General features: G+C 63.7%; 11 protein-coding genes. 10 read left to right on the forward strand and 1 reads right to left on the reverse strand.

Annotated elements, in window-relative coordinates:
* Positions 1-7: 7 nt before the first annotated feature.
* Positions 8-1,066: an A/G-specific adenine glycosylase gene (gene mutY, locus B0E47_RS16465; RefSeq protein WP_077515321.1), complete on the forward strand. Its 1,059-nt coding sequence runs from the start codon at positions 8-10 to the stop codon at positions 1,064-1,066.
* A gap of 212 nt (positions 1,067-1,278) precedes the next feature.
* Here the strand turns inward: mutY and B0E47_RS16470 are convergent, their stop codons facing one another.
* The gene (locus tag B0E47_RS16470; RefSeq protein ID WP_077515322.1) at positions 1,279-3,417 is read right to left on the reverse strand and encodes a S9 family peptidase; all 2,139 of its coding nucleotides are present in this window, start codon (positions 3,415-3,417) and stop codon (positions 1,279-1,281) included.
* Between the two features lie 288 nt (positions 3,418-3,705).
* Between B0E47_RS16470 and B0E47_RS16475 the strand changes: the two genes are divergently transcribed.
* The 9 genes from B0E47_RS16475 to B0E47_RS16515 all read left to right on the forward strand — a co-directional run bounded on the left by B0E47_RS16475 (position 3,706) and on the right by B0E47_RS16515 (position 14,076).
* Complete coding sequence (locus B0E47_RS16475; RefSeq protein WP_077515324.1) at positions 3,706-4,656, forward strand: glycosyltransferase family 2 protein; 951 nt, start codon at positions 3,706-3,708, stop codon at positions 4,654-4,656.
* On the forward strand, positions 4,646-5,380 hold the full coding sequence (locus B0E47_RS16480; protein ID WP_077515326.1) for a class I SAM-dependent methyltransferase: 735 nt from the start codon (positions 4,646-4,648) through the stop codon (positions 5,378-5,380). Before B0E47_RS16475 ends, B0E47_RS16480 begins: the two co-directional genes overlap by 11 nt.
* Before the next feature lie 25 nt (positions 5,381-5,405).
* Complete coding sequence (locus tag B0E47_RS16485) at positions 5,406-5,771, forward strand: GtrA family protein (protein ID WP_077515424.1); 366 nt, start codon at positions 5,406-5,408, stop codon at positions 5,769-5,771.
* A 150-nt stretch (positions 5,772-5,921) separates the two neighbouring features.
* Positions 5,922-7,280, forward strand: coding sequence for a glycosyltransferase family 39 protein (locus tag B0E47_RS16490; protein WP_168171093.1), 1,359 nt, complete (start codon positions 5,922-5,924; stop codon positions 7,278-7,280).
* A 125-nt stretch (positions 7,281-7,405) separates the two neighbouring features.
* The gene (locus B0E47_RS16495) at positions 7,406-7,852 is read left to right on the forward strand and encodes a pilin (protein WP_077515328.1); all 447 of its coding nucleotides are present in this window, start codon (positions 7,406-7,408) and stop codon (positions 7,850-7,852) included.
* A gap of 339 nt (positions 7,853-8,191) precedes the next feature.
* Complete coding sequence (locus tag B0E47_RS16500) at positions 8,192-8,638, forward strand: pilin (RefSeq protein ID WP_077515330.1); 447 nt, start codon at positions 8,192-8,194, stop codon at positions 8,636-8,638.
* Positions 8,639-8,707: 69 nt separating this feature from the next.
* Complete coding sequence (locus B0E47_RS16505; RefSeq protein ID WP_077515331.1) at positions 8,708-10,723, forward strand: hypothetical protein; 2,016 nt, start codon at positions 8,708-8,710, stop codon at positions 10,721-10,723.
* Positions 10,723-12,780, forward strand: a complete 2,058-nt coding sequence (locus tag B0E47_RS16510; protein ID WP_077515333.1) for a hypothetical protein — start codon at positions 10,723-10,725, stop codon at positions 12,778-12,780. The genes B0E47_RS16505 and B0E47_RS16510 overlap by 1 nt, the downstream gene beginning before the upstream one ends.
* Positions 12,781-12,894: 114 nt before the next feature.
* Positions 12,895-14,076, forward strand: a complete 1,182-nt coding sequence (locus tag B0E47_RS16515) for a DegT/DnrJ/EryC1/StrS family aminotransferase (RefSeq protein ID WP_077515335.1) — start codon at positions 12,895-12,897, stop codon at positions 14,074-14,076.
* Position 14,077: the final 1 nt, after the last annotated feature.

A 14,077-nucleotide genomic window follows, 5' to 3' on the forward strand; every position in this document is an offset into this window, starting at 1 on the left:
AGCACCCATGACCGCCAGCCTGTCCAGCCGGCTGCTGCGCTGGTTCGACCAGCATGGCCGCAAGGACCTGCCGTGGCAGCGCGAAACCGCGCCGGGCGAGCGCGACGCGTACGGCGTATGGCTGTCCGAGGTGATGTTGCAGCAAACCCAGGTCGCCACCGTGGTCGGCTACTTCGAGCGCTTCGTGGCCGCATTGCCGACCTTGCGCGATCTCGCCGCGGCCGACGAGGACACCGTGCTGGCGCTGTGGTCGGGACTGGGTTACTACCGCCGCGCGCGCTTCCTGCACCAGGCCGCGCGGATCTGCGTGGCGCAACATGGCGGCGAACTGCCGCACGACTTCACCGCATTGAATGCCCTGCCCGGCATCGGCCGCTCCACCGCCGGTGCCATCCTGGCCCAGGCGCACGGCGAGCGATTTCCCATTCTCGACGGCAACGTCAAGCGCGTGCTGACCCGTTACCACGGCGTCCACGGCGATCCCGCCGCGAGCGCCGTCGAGAAGCAACTGTGGCGACACGCCGAAGCGCATACGCCGAAGCAGCGCGTCGCGGACTACACCCAGGCGATCATGGACCTGGGCGCCACCGTCTGCGCGCGCTCACGCCCACGTTGCGAGACCTGTCCGCTCGCCGCCGATTGCACCGCCCATCGCGACGGCCTCACCGCGCAGCTGCCCACGCGCAAGGCGGTCAGGTCGATCCCCACCCGCGCCACCGTGATGCTGGTGCTGCGCGACAGGCAGCGGCGCGTTCTGCTGGAGCGGCGTGGTGCGCAGGGCGTCTGGTCGGGATTGTGGAGCCTGCCGGAAGCAGCCGATCCCGACCATGCCTGGCGCATCGCGCGGCAACACGCCCGAATCGACGACGCGCAAGCCCTCGCGGCGTTCACCCACGTGTTCAGCCACTATCGCCTCGACATCGAACCTTTGCTGTTCGATCGCGTGACGGTAGGTGCCGGTGTCGCCGACAACCCGCAGCTGCGCTGGTGCAGCATCGGCGAACTCGATGCACTCGGTCTGCCGGCGCCGGTGCGGAAGCTGTTGCTCGGGATTGACGGGGGATAGGCGGGTGTCATCGCCGTGGTCTCGGCCTTGGAAAGCCCCTCTCCCCTCGGGAGAGGGGTTGGGGTGAGGGTTCGGACGCAAGCGGAACCTTCATGCCTGATCCGCACCCTCATCCGGCGCTTCGCGCCACCTTCTTCCGAGGGGAGAAGGGCACGTCGGCAAGCAACGCGCTCTCCCCCGTAGCGACCGAGGGGAGTGGGGCTTTTCGTGGCTTACTTCGACGCCGCTTCCGGTGCCGTCCAATGCTTCAACCACGCATTCACCGTGTCATGCCACTGCACGCTGTTGTGCGGCTTCAGCACCCAGTGGTTCTCGTCGGGGAAGGTCAGGAATTCGCTGGGGATGCCGCGGCGCTGCAACGCGGTGAACGCGCCCAGGCCCTGGGTGATCGGGATGCGGAAATCGTCGTCGCTATGCACCACCAGCATCGGCACGCGCCAGTCCTTGACGTGGTCGATCGGGTTGAACTTCTCGTAGTTCTGCGGCACCTCGTATTGCGGGCCGCCGTTTTCCTTTTCCTCGAACCACAGTTCTTCGGTGGCGTAATACATCATGCGCGCATCGAACACGCCGTCATGGTCGACCAGGCACTTCCACGGCTGGTTCCACACGCCCGCCATCCAGTACACCATGTAGCCGCCGTAGCTGGCACCCAGGGCGCAGGCGCGGTCGCCGTCGAGGAACTTGTACTTGTCCAGCGCAGCCTTCCAGCCCAGCTTCAGGTCTTCCAGCGGCTTGCCGCCCCAGTCGCCGGAAATCGCGTCGGTGAACTTCTGGCCGTAGCCGGTGGAGCCGTGGAAGTTGATCGTGACCACGGCAAAACCCTGGCCGGCATAGGTCTGCGGGTTCCAGCGATAGCTCCAGCCGTTGGTCATCGCACCCTGCGGGCCACCGTGGATGATGAAGGCGACCGGGTAGGTCTTGCCTTTCTGGTAGTCGACCGGCTTGACCACGTAGCCCTGCACGGTCTCGTTGTTCCAGCCGACGAAATTGAAGAACTGGAAGTCGCCGACCCTGGCCTCCTTCAGATCCTCGGCGTTGAAGTGGGTGACCTGTTTCAAGCCAGCGCCATCGGCCCTGGCCCGGCGCAAATCAAGCGTGTACAGGTCGGCCGGCCGTTTCAGGTCGTCGCGTGACAGCAGAAGCTTGCCGGCTGCCAGCGAAAATTCGTTCACCGTGCCGGCACCGGACAGACTGCGCACCTGGCCGTTGGCCGGGTCGATCGCGAACAGCGGGTGCTGGCCCTCGTCATCGGCGCTGGCGTACAGGGTCTTGCCATCGGCGGAAATCGCCAGGCCGCCGGGCGAGCGATCCCACTTCGGGTCCACCTCGTGGATCGCACCGGTAGCCAGGTCCATCGCCATGATGGCGAAGCGATCCGCCTCGAAACCCGGCGTCTTCATCGCCAGGTAGTACAGCGTCCTGCCGTCCGGCGACGGCACCGGATACGCGTCCCAGGCCTTGTTCGCCGCGGTGAGGTTGGTGGGCGCGGCCGAACCGTCCACCGGCACGCGATAGATGTCGAAATTGGTCGACCACGGCTCGCTGGTGCCAGCGATGCGCACATCGAAATAGACGCTCTTGCCATCCGGCGCGAACGCAAACTCGCTGTCGTCGCCGAACGGCTTGCTCGGCACGTCGCCGTCGATACCACGGCTCAGCAGGGTCGGCTCGGCGGGCAGCTGGCCATCGGCGCCGAACGTGCCCACGAACAGCTGATTGCGCCGGCCATTCGCCCAGGTGTCCCAGTGCCGCACGAACAATTTCTTGTACAGCGTACCGCTGGCCTTGTCCTGCTTGCGCGCCTCGATACGCTGCTCGGTGCAGGCCAGGCTGGCGCAGTCGGTGAACACTTCATAGGACAGCAGCACCTGCTTGCCGTCGGGCGACAGCTTGTAGTCGTTGATGTCCAGCGGCCCGTGACTCACCTGCAGCGCCGCAGGATGGCTGACCAGGTTCAAGCCATCCTTGCCGCCCAGGTCGACCCGCCACAGCTGCGCCACATCCTTCGCCGACGCGGTGAAATACAGGCTGTGCCCATCCGCCGACCAGCGCGCCGACGAGCCCTTGTCCACCACCTTCACCGGCCTGGCGTCCTTGCCCGCCAGATCCAGCACGTAGATCGCGTTGACCCCTTTGTTCGCCGCGTAATCCGTGCTGCGCACGCCGAATGCCGCGTAGCGCCCGTCCGGCGACAACTGCGGATCACTGACCCGATCCATCATCACCATGTCGCGCACGTTGAACGCATGCGAGCCCTGGACCTTGACGAAGCTGGTGTCGACGACATCGCCCGCCAACGCAGGGGACGCCGCCAGGGCAAGCAGCAGGGCGGCTATCAGAGGTTTCATCAGGGGTTCCTTGAAGGTGGCTGGAAACGTTGACGGTAAGCTGCGCGGGCGTGGCCGGCAAGCGTCGAGATACCTGCCGCACCCGCTGCCTCCCACTCCGTGACAATCCGGCACGGCTTGAAGGGGTTGAGAAATCCTCAAAATCAGCTGAAACAGTGCGCTTCAGTCTGGCACGCCAGCACTCCCACGCGTGCCCCTCCAACAGCCCGGTCCGGTGTCTAGGCAGTGCGCTACCATCTGACTGCGCTGCGGGGACGCCACCCCGGGCCGTCGCAATGGGTATCGGATATGCAGGCAAGCACCGTCGTGTCGCTCGTCGTTCCTTTCTATAACGAAGGGGTCGGTGTCGACGCATTTTTCAAAGCCATCGGCGCGACACTCGCAAGCGTCGATGCGGTGACATTCGAGATTGTATGCATCGACGACGGCAGCAAGGACGATACGCTGGCGCGGTTGCTCACCGCGTCGCGATCCGACCCGCGGATCAAGATCCTCGAACTGTCGCGCAATTTCGGCAAGGAAGCGGCGCTGACTGCGGGCCTCGATGTTGCCACGGGCGACGCGGTGATTCCGATGGACGCCGACCTTCAGGACCCGCCCGAACTGATCATCCGGATGATCGAAAAGTGGCGCCTTGGCGCCGACGTGGTGCTGGCGCGGCGCATCGATCGCAACGGGGACTCGGTGGCGAAACGCGGCACCGCAAACCTGTTCTACAAGATCCACAATCACGTTTCCCACGTGGAAATACCGGCCAACGTCGGCGATTTCCGCTTGATGAACCGCGCCTCCGTCGAGGCGTTGAAGCGCCTGCCGGAACGACAGCGGTTCATGAAGGGCATGTTTGCGTGGATCGGATTTCATACCGACGTGGTCGATTACACGCGCCAGCCCAGGTCGGCGGGCACGAGCAAGTTCACCGGCTGGAAGCTGTGGAACTTCGCACTCGAGGGATTCACCAGCTTCAGCAGTGCCCCGCTGCGCATATGGACCTACATCGGTGCATTCAGCACGCTGCTGACCCTGATCTACCTGATTTTCATCGTCACCCGGACACTAATCTACGGCGTGGACGTGCCGGGCTACGCCTCGCTGCTGGTGACGGTCCTGTTCTTCGGCAGCCTGCAACTGCTCAGCGTCGGCATTCTCGGCGAATACATCGGCCGGATCTACACCGAGTCGAAGCAACGACCGGTGTATGTCGTGCGTCAGGTCTACGGCAACAGCGATGAATCCTGAAGCCTACGTGGAAATGGCCAGCACGGAATCCGTGCACTGGTGGTTCCGCGGGCGCCGGAAAATCCTCGACCGCATCATCGGGACCATGGCGCTGCCACGCGCGGCCCGCATCCTCGAGGTGGGCTCGGGGACCGGTGGCAACCTGATGATGCTGTCCCGGCACGGCAACGTGAGCGCCCTCGAAATGGACGAGAGCGCCAGAAAGCTCTCGTCCGAGAAAACCCAAGGCCGATTCACCATACGCGCCGGCAGTTGCCCGGACGACATCCCCTTCGCGGGCGAGCAATTCGATCTCATCTGCATGTTCGACGTGCTCGAGCACATCGACGAAGACGTGCAGACGCTCGCGGCGCTTCGAAACCATCTTGCGCCCGGTGGACGGATGCTCATCACCGTGCCCGCGTACCGCTGGCTGTGGAGTGCGCATGACGTCTTCCTGCACCACAAGCGGCGCTACACCGCCCGCACCCTGCGTCGGGTCTTCACCGAGAGTGGCCTGTCCATCGACCGCATCACCTACTTCAACACGCTGCTGCTGCCGCTGGCGACCGTGGCGCGACTGAAGGATCGCATCGTCTCCCGCAAGCGGGCGTCCGGCACGAAAATTCCGGCATCGCTCATCAACTCGACCCTCTACGCGATTTTCTCCAGCGAACGGCGCATGCTGACCCGCTTCAACCTTCCGGCCGGCGTCTCGCTGATGGGCATCGTCCGTGCAGGATAGGAACTGGCGCGGGCCGCCCTGGTTCATGCGGCTCATCCGATTCGGCATCACCGGGCTGATCGCCACCGGCATCCACGTGGTGGTCGCCATGGCCCTGATCGCCTGGCTGAGCACGTTGCCGTACGTGGCCAATCCGATCGCATTCCTGACGGCCACCGGGTTCTCCTATGCCACCAATACCTTGTGGAGCTTCTCCAGCCGCATGGATCACCAAACCCTGCGGCGCTACGCATGCGTTGCCCTGTTCGGCCTCATCGCAACCACGGCGATCGCCGCCACCGCCGAAGCCGCACACCTGGACTACCGCATCGGGATACTGCTGGTGATCGCCCTCGTCACGCCGGCTACCTTCGCGCTGCACAGTCTGTGGACCTATCGACCGGTGCGCTGACCCGGCGGTGTCGCGCCCACGCCAGTCCAGCGATGCATGCTTCCCCCTCCCTGCCGACGCGGCAACGTTTTGCGCGGGCGAGTAACGCATTCCGCCAGCGAGTCTTCGTCATGCATACTGCCTTTTCACATGACACCAGACGGTCCAAGCATGCCCAAGACTGATTCAGCCAACCGCAACCGCTGGCACTGGTGGCTTCTTCTGTCATGCGTGGGGTTGTTTGCGTTCGCGTTTCGCTACTACTACGTCGTCCATGCCGAGGTTTATCAACCAGCCAACCACACCAACGTTCGCGGCGACGCCGTCGACTACTACAACTACGCGCGCAACCTGAGCCAGTACGGGGTGTTCTCCAAGGCACGCGCCGACGCGGACGTCGTCGTCGGCGACAGCTATCGCGACCCCGGCTACCCCGTGTTTCTGGCCGCCTGGATGAAATTGTTCCCGCAATGGAACAGCTGGTACTCGGCAGTACTGCTCTCGCAAGCCTTGCTGGGGGCACTGACCGTGGTCCTCATGATATGGCTGGGCCGGGCGTGGATGCCTTCGCCGTGGCTGGCCGCGGCGGGGGTGTTGATGGCGGTCTGGCCGCACAGCGTGGTCATGTGCAGCTACCTGTTGACCGAAACCCTGACCGGTTTTCTGCTGGCGCTTGGCCTGCTGCTGCTGCGTGTCGCACTCGACAAGCGAAGTCCTGGCTGGGCCGCCACCAGCGGTCTGGCACTCTCGATGGGCGCCTTGACCAACGCCGTCCTGTTGCCGCTGGCGCCTCTGCTGGCGATATACCTGCTGCTGCGGCGCAAGATTCCCGTGCGCATGTTCGCAGGCCTTCTTGTCGGCGGTCTTGCCCTGACCGTGCCCTGGGGTATTCGCAACAGCCTGGTTCCGTCGGGGCCGTCATCCTCGCAGGGCAGGGCCCTGGAGAATCTGGTGCAGGGTTCGTGGCCGAGCTTCCAGGACGCTTACGCCGCAGCCATGAAACACGACCCCGCCGGGGAATTCATCCTGCACGTGATTGAACAGGAAACTACGCTGTTGCAGAACGACCGCGTTGCCGGACTCGAGCGCATCGGGCGACGCATGCGACGCGATCCGTGGCAATACGTCAGGTGGTATCTGGGCAAACCGGCATTGTTCTGGGGCTGGAACATCCGTATCGGGCAAGGCGACATCTACGTCTATCCCACCCGCCATTCGCCGTTCGAAAGCAATACCTTGTATGAGGTGGCCAAGGCGGTCAGTCGCGCCCTCAACCCGCTGCTGCTGATGCTGGTGCTGGCGGGGGGATTGATTGCTGCATTCGCCCGGCGATGGAACCAGCACGGCGTCGCGACGGTGGCATTCACCGCACTGTTTGCCACGGCGGTCTACTGCACGCTGCAGGCCGAGCCACGGTATTCGATCCCGTTTCGCGGCCTCGAGATCATGCTGGCCGTGTTCGTGGTCCATCGCCTTGGCCAGTGGATCCTGGACTTCAGGAAGCCAGCCGCGAACCAATCCCTGCGATAAGGGTCGCCGGTCGGCCCGCAAATCAACATCACGGTACGACTCCAATTTGTGATGCGGCGCACGTGGCGGTTTTCATCTCGGTACAAAACGTGCTTGTCCCCTGACGAACTCCAGGGGAATCCACCATGTCACGCCAGCGCCAGCGCCAATCCGCCGGTTTTACCTTGATCGAATTGATGATCGTCGTGGCCATCATCGCCATCCTCGCCGCCATCGCCATCCCCGCGTATCAGGACTATCTGATCCGCGCGCAGGTATCCGAGGGCCTGGTGCTGGCTGGCGGCGCCAAGGCCGCAGAATGGGACTTCGTTTCCAACACCGGACGAATGCCCAAGAACAACGAGTCAGCGGGACTGGCTCAAAGTACCTCAATCCTCGGCACTTATGTCTCGGGCCTGGACGTGGCGCCAGCCGGAAAAATCACCGTGTCGTTCAATACCGCCAAGGCGAACGTGGCGATCCAATCGAGCACCTTGGTGCTGTCGGCACTCACTCACGCCGGCAGCATCACTTGGGCGTGCAGCGGAGGCACGGTGCCCAACAAGTACCTGCCATCGTCCTGCCGCACCTGATGCCTGTCTGTCGCGAGGACGAAACAACACAAACTGACAAAACACGTCACTAATTGCCGCGCCACGCCAGCCTCCAGGCTGACGTGGCGGCAATAAACGGAACAGGACGATTCCGGACACACCAGTGCTTGCGGCCTTTCGTGACGAGAGGCACAATCCCCGAGCCTGCGGTATGCGGGAATACACCAGCGGCAGATGTGGCACGCAAACTGCTTCGTCTGCTGCGAGCTTCCTGGTCGTTCCTGACCATGAGTATGGGGTCCGATCCTGCCTAGGGGGATCCGGGACCGGGGCTCAGGGGGCATCAACGGTTAGCTAACCATCCATAGAGGAACCACCATGAAGAAGATGCAGAAAGGCTTTACCCTGATCGAACTGATGATCGTGGTTGCGATCATCGCGATCCTCGCCGCCATCGCCATTCCCGCCTACCAGGATTACCTGGTGCGCGCGCAGGTGTCTGAAGGCGCCACCCTGATGGACGGCGGCAAGACGGCGGTTGCCGAGTTCTACAGCAACTACGGCAGGCTCCCGGGAACCAACCAATCCGCAGGTCTGGCCACGGCCGCCTCCATCAACGGTAGCTACGTCAAGGACGTGACCGTGACTAGCACCGGCATTCTCACCGCCGAATATGCCAGCGGCACTCCGCAAAAAGCGAACAATGCCATCGATACAAAGGTGCTGTCGCTCTCGCCGATCACCACCGGTGGCAGCATGAAGTGGTCCTGCACCAATGCACTGACCACCGTGCCGACCAAGTACCTGCCGTCGTCCTGCCGTTAATCGCTGGCGATTGCCCGTGTGTCCCGAAGGGCCGCCTCGTGCGGCCCTTCTTCATTTGCCGGACTGTCCATGCGCGCGCGCCTGACCACGCTGCCCACACTGCTGATCGCACTATTGCTGGCCGCCGTAGTGTGGTGGGCGTACGCGCCGGGTTTGCATGGCGCCTTTCTGTTTGACGATTTCGGCAACCTGCCGGCACTGGGCACCAGCGGACCGATCGACAACTGGTCCACGTTCTGGCGATACATCACTTCCGGCATCGCCGACCCCACCGGGCGACCGCTGACGCTGCTGACCTTCCTGCTCGACGCGCGGAACTGGCCAGCCGACCCCTATCCGTTCAAGCGCACCAACCTGATCCTGCACCTGCTCAACGGCGCCCTGCTGTATGCCTTGCTGAGCCGCCTGGGCCAATTGCTGGAGGTCGCGCCCTGGCGCCGCCGCCTTGCCGCGCTGTTCGGCGCGGCGCTGTGGCTGCTGCATCCCCTGCTGGTTTCCACCACGCTCTACATCGTGCAACGCGAGGCGATGCTGCCGGCCACCTGCGTGCTGGCCGGCCTGCTGATCTGGCTGCATGGCCGGAATCAACTGGCCGCCGGCAACCTCCATCGCGGATTGCTGTGGAGCGTGCTCGGCCTGGGCGGCTTCACGCTGCTGGGCGTGCTGGCCAAGGCCAATGGCGCGCTGCTTCCGTTTTACGCCCTGCTGATCGAGTTCATCGTGCTGGTACCGCGACCGTCGCAGCCCGCGGGCAGCGCACGGCGCGCGCATCGCGCCTGCCTGCTGATCTTCGCCGCCATTCCCGCCTTGGCGATCGTCGCCTATCTCGCGTGGGTGGGCGTGACCGGCATCATCGGCGGTGGTCCCGCGTCGCGCCCCTGGACCTATGCCCAACGGCTGCTGACCGAGCCGCGCGTGTTGCTCGATTACCTGCAGTTGCTGTGGCTGCCGCGACCATATTCCAGCGGGCTGTTCAACGACCAGTACGCCGCTTCGACATCGCTGTTGCATCCTGCCAGCACCTTGCCGGCCATCCTCGGCGTGCTGGCCCTGCTCGGCGGGGCATGGTGGCTGCGTCGGCGCCGCCCCGCGCTGGCACTGGCAGTGCTGTTCTACTTTGCCGGTCAACTGCTGGAATCCACCTCGATCCCGCTCGAGCTCTATTTCGAACATCGCAACTATGTTCCGGCGTTGCTGATGTTCTGGCCGCTCGGCCTCTGGCTGACCGACTCCCGTTCACTGAAAGTTCCCAAACGTGTCCTGCTGATCGCACTGCCGCTAGGCCTGGCCTGGATGACGCATGCCCGCGCCGAGGTATGGGGCAATGTGCAGCAGCAGGCTCTGATCTGGGCGGGGATCAACCCGCAATCAGCCCGCGCACAGACCAACGCCGCCCAGATCGAGATGCAGAACGGTCATCCACGGGAGGCTATCCGTCGACTGGAAAGTCTGCTTGCCGCACAGCCGGACCAGGTGCAGCTCACCTTCAACCTGATTGGCGCGCGCTGCATGACCGGGGGCATCAGCCCCGACGACCTGGCGGCCGCGCGCACCGCCATGCGTACCACGAAGAACGTCGGCGCGCTGATTGCGCACTGGTTCGATCGCACACTGCCCGTGGCAAGCTCGGACAGTTGCCCTGGCCTGACCCTTCCGGCGTTGGGCGACCTCGTCGATGCGGGCCTGCAGAATCCCTCGCTTGGCGAAGCCGGGCCGCAGCAGGATCTGACTTATTTGCGCGGCCGCATCGCACTGGCACGACACCAACCGGACGCGGCGCTCAATGACTTCATGCAAGCACTCGACCTGCAAGTGCGCCCCGGCATGGCGTTGCAAGGCGCGGCCACCTTGGGTGCGGCTGGCTTTCCCACGCAGGGCTTGAAACTGCTTGACCATTACCAACAGGTGCAGGCCGGCACGATGTCGCCCGGCTTCGGCATGCCGACGATCCATGAGTGGATATTGACGCGGCAGAACTACTGGCCCCATGAGCTGGCCCGGTTGCGGCACCAGCTGAGCCTCGACGCCAGCGCCGCCAGCACCAATACTGCACACCCAGTCCCCGAACCGAGCAGCACCCACTGATGCGCCAACCTTTCCGACGCCCGACCCTGCCGTGGTGGCTCCTGTTCGCCGCGTTCGCACTCACGCTTGCAGCGTACTGGCCAGGTTTGTCCGGCGGATTCCTGTTCGACGACTATCCCAATATCGTGGACAACCACGGCGTGCAACCCCATGACGCCAGCTTCGCGTCGCTCGTAGGCGCCGCACTTTCATCGCCTGCGACCGAATTCAAGAGGCCGCTGGCCTCGCTGAGCTTCGCCGCCAACTATCTGGTCACTGGCCTCGATCCGTACTGGATGAAGCTGACCAACCTGGTCATCCATCTGTTGAACGGGCTGCTGGTGTTTCTGCTGACGCGTGCCCTGCTGCAGTGCCTGCACGCCCGCCATCTCGTAGGAGCCCGCTCGCGGGCGATGCTCTTGGTAACCTCTGATGAAGGCATCGCCCGCGAGCGGGCTCCTACGGATGAGACAGGCGAAGGCACAACGCATCGCGCCGGCATCGTCGCGGCGCTGGTAGCCGGCTGCTGGATGCTGCTGCCGATCAACCTCACCGGTGTGCTCTACGTGGTGCAGCGCATGGAGAGCATGGCCAACCTGTTCGTGCTGCTTGGCCTGCTCGGCTACGTTGCCGGGCGACTACGCATGCTGGCCGTGAAGTCCGGTGATGTGGAAGGCGCTGCGGACTCCCATCGATCGGGGATATCGTCCGGTACCCGCGGCTTCCTGCTCTGCGTGGCCAGCATCGTGGCGTGTACCGGTGTCGGGGTGCTGGCCAAGGAAACGGCCGTGATGCTGCCGCTGTACGCCATGTTCATCGAATGGCTGATCTTCGGATTCCGCGCGCCGACCGGTGGGCGCGACAAGCGCCTGATCGGCCTGTTCATCGTGCTGCTGCTGCTGCCGATGATCCTTGGCGTGGCCTGGCTGCTGCCCCAGGTCTTCAACCCCGGTTACTGGTCGACCCGCGATTTCAGTCTGCGGACGCGACTGCTCAGCGAGGCACGCATCGTGGCGGGGTACATCCGCTGGACCTTGCTGCCCACGCCGGACGCGTTGTCGTTCTACCACGACGATTTCTCGATCTCGACCGGCCTGCTGAAGCCATGGACCACGCTCGCCGGCATTGTGTTCCTGGCCGCCCTGACCATGCTGATGATCTGGTTGCGCAAACGCCAGCCGCTGGTGGCGTTGGGTATCGGCCTGTTCCTCGGCTGCCAGTTGCTTACCGGCACCATCCTGCCGCTGGAACTGGTGTACGAACACCGCAACTACTTTGCCAGCTTCGGCCTGCTGTTGGCCGTTGTACCGTTGCTGGCAGCACCACGCGGCGAAGCCTTTGCACTTCCGCGTCACGTACTGCTGGGCGCGCTGCTGCTGTGCTGGACCGCGCTCACCGCACTCACCGCCTATGCCTGGGGCAATCCGCTGCGCCTGGCCGAAGACCTCGCCGGCCGCGCGCCGCAGTCCCCGCGCGCCGAGTACGAGCTGGGCCGCACCTACATCATCTATTCGCACTACGATCCGGCGTCTCCATTCACCAAGCTGGCGTACGCACCGCTGGAGAAAGCTGCCGCCCTGCCCGATGCCTCGATCCTTCCCGAGCAGGCGCTGATCTTCATGAACGCACGCATGCACCTGCCGCTGAAAGATGCCTGGTGGGACAGCATGATCACCAAGCTCAAGGCACGCCGGCCGGGCGTTCAGGACGAAAGCTCGCTGGGCGCGCTGACCCAGTGCGTGCGCGAAAGCCGGTGCGATTTGCCCAAGCAGCGCATGATCCAGGCATTCCTCGCCGCGCTCGCACATCCGGGACCCAGCGCGCGTCTGCAGGCCACCTACGGTGACTATGCCTGGAACGTGCTGGATGATCATGCCCTTGGATTGCGCATGATCCAGGGAGCCGTAAGCGCCAAACCGAATGAGCCAGCCTACCGCATCACCCTGGTGCGGATGCTGGTGGCACAGGGAAGCAAGGCGGATGCCCGCACCGCGTTCGAGGGTCTGCAAGCACTCAATATCGGAGGGAGCCTGGACGCCAGCCTCAAACAACTGCGCGCATTGCCGGGCATGCAATAAGGCAGAACCCGGGGCTGCGGGTTTCAACGGGGAAAGTACGACACAGCTATATCGCCGTCGGTTGCGATACGCTTGATCCAAACCACGTCATCGATTCTCGGGGGACCATCCAACGTGTCAACCAAAGTCATTCGCAGCAAAGCTGATCTGGCCATCAACGGCGCGCCACCCGCGTTTGATCAGCCGCTGCACGTGGGTCGTCCGAACATCGGGGACCGCGAAGCATTTCTGCAGCGCGTCAACCAAATCCTCGACAATCAGTGGCTGACCAACAACGGTCCGATGGTGCAGGAGTTCGAACAGCGCATCGCCGACTATCTCGGCGTCAAGCACTGCGTTGCCATGTGCAACGGCACCATCGCTCTCGAAATCGCCATTCGCGCTCTTGGCCTGGAAGGCGAAGTGATCGTGCCCTCATGGACCTTCGTCGCCACAGCACATGCGCTGTACTGGCAGGGCATCACGCCTGTGTTCGCCGACATCGACCCCACCACCCACAACCTTAACCCCGATGCCGTGCGCCGCATGATCACGCCGCGCACCAGCGGCATCATCGGCGTACACCTGTGGGGTCGTGCGGCGCCCATCGACGAGTTGCAGGCCATTGCCGACGAGCGCGGCCTCAAGCTGATGTTCGACGCGGCGCACGCTTTCGGCAGTACCTACAAGGGGCGGATGATTGGCCGCTTTGGTGCCTGCGAAGTGCTCAGCTTCCATGCCACCAAGTCGTTCAACACGTTCGAAGGCGGCGCGGTCGTAACCAACGACGACGAGCTGGCTGAAACCATGCGCCTGATGCGCAACTTCGGTTTCCACGGCTACGACAACGTCATCCATCCGGGCACCAATGGCAAGATGATCGAAGTGTGCGCGGCGATGGGATTGACGAACCTGGACGGGCATGCCGAGGTGGTGGCTTGCAGCAGACGCGCGCATGCAACCTACACCCAAGCCCTGGCAGGCATTGCGGGCATATCAGTGCTTGCTTACGACCAGAATGAGGACAACAGCCATCACTACGTGGTGTTGGAGGTGAGCGACACCTGCGCTGCCACGCGCGATCAGATTATCATTGCGCTGCAGGCGGAGAACGTCCTGGCCCGCAAGTATTTCTGGCCTGGGTCGCACCGCATGCAACCCTACAAGGACCTTTTCCCCCATGCAGGGTTGATGCTGCCTCACACGCAGCGAATTGCTGAATCTGTTGTCGTGCTTCCTACCGGGATCACACTGTCTCAGGAAGCCATACAGACCGTTTCCGACGCTATTAGAACAGTGGCCAGTCCACGGAGTTGAA

The organism is Rhodanobacter sp. B05 (assembly GCF_002001085.1).
In the GTDB taxonomy this organism is placed as follows: Bacteria; Pseudomonadota; Gammaproteobacteria; order Xanthomonadales; family Rhodanobacteraceae; genus Rhodanobacter.

What these genes read in the sequence shown, in the direction of transcription:
- mutY (WP_077515321.1), top strand. Translation starts at nt 8, where the DNA reads ATGACCGCCAGCCTGTCCAGCCGGCTGCTGCGCTGGTTCGACCAGCAT.
- B0E47_RS16505 (WP_077515331.1), top strand. Translation starts at nt 8,708, where the DNA reads ATGCGCGCGCGCCTGACCACGCTGCCCACACTGCTGATCGCACTATTG.
- B0E47_RS16495 (WP_077515328.1), top strand. Translation starts at nt 7,406, where the DNA reads ATGTCACGCCAGCGCCAGCGCCAATCCGCCGGTTTTACCTTGATCGAA.
- B0E47_RS16500 (WP_077515330.1), top strand. Translation starts at nt 8,192, where the DNA reads ATGAAGAAGATGCAGAAAGGCTTTACCCTGATCGAACTGATGATCGTG.
- B0E47_RS16470 (WP_077515322.1), bottom strand. Translation starts at nt 3,417, where the DNA reads ATGAAACCTCTGATAGCCGCCCTGCTGCTTGCCCTGGCGGCGTCCCCT.
- B0E47_RS16485 (WP_077515424.1), top strand. Translation starts at nt 5,406, where the DNA reads ATGCGGCTCATCCGATTCGGCATCACCGGGCTGATCGCCACCGGCATC.
- B0E47_RS16510 (WP_077515333.1), top strand. Translation starts at nt 10,723, where the DNA reads ATGCGCCAACCTTTCCGACGCCCGACCCTGCCGTGGTGGCTCCTGTTC.
- B0E47_RS16490 (WP_168171093.1), top strand. Translation starts at nt 5,922, where the DNA reads ATGCCCAAGACTGATTCAGCCAACCGCAACCGCTGGCACTGGTGGCTT.
- B0E47_RS16480 (WP_077515326.1), top strand. Translation starts at nt 4,646, where the DNA reads ATGAATCCTGAAGCCTACGTGGAAATGGCCAGCACGGAATCCGTGCAC.
- B0E47_RS16475 (WP_077515324.1), top strand. Translation starts at nt 3,706, where the DNA reads ATGCAGGCAAGCACCGTCGTGTCGCTCGTCGTTCCTTTCTATAACGAA.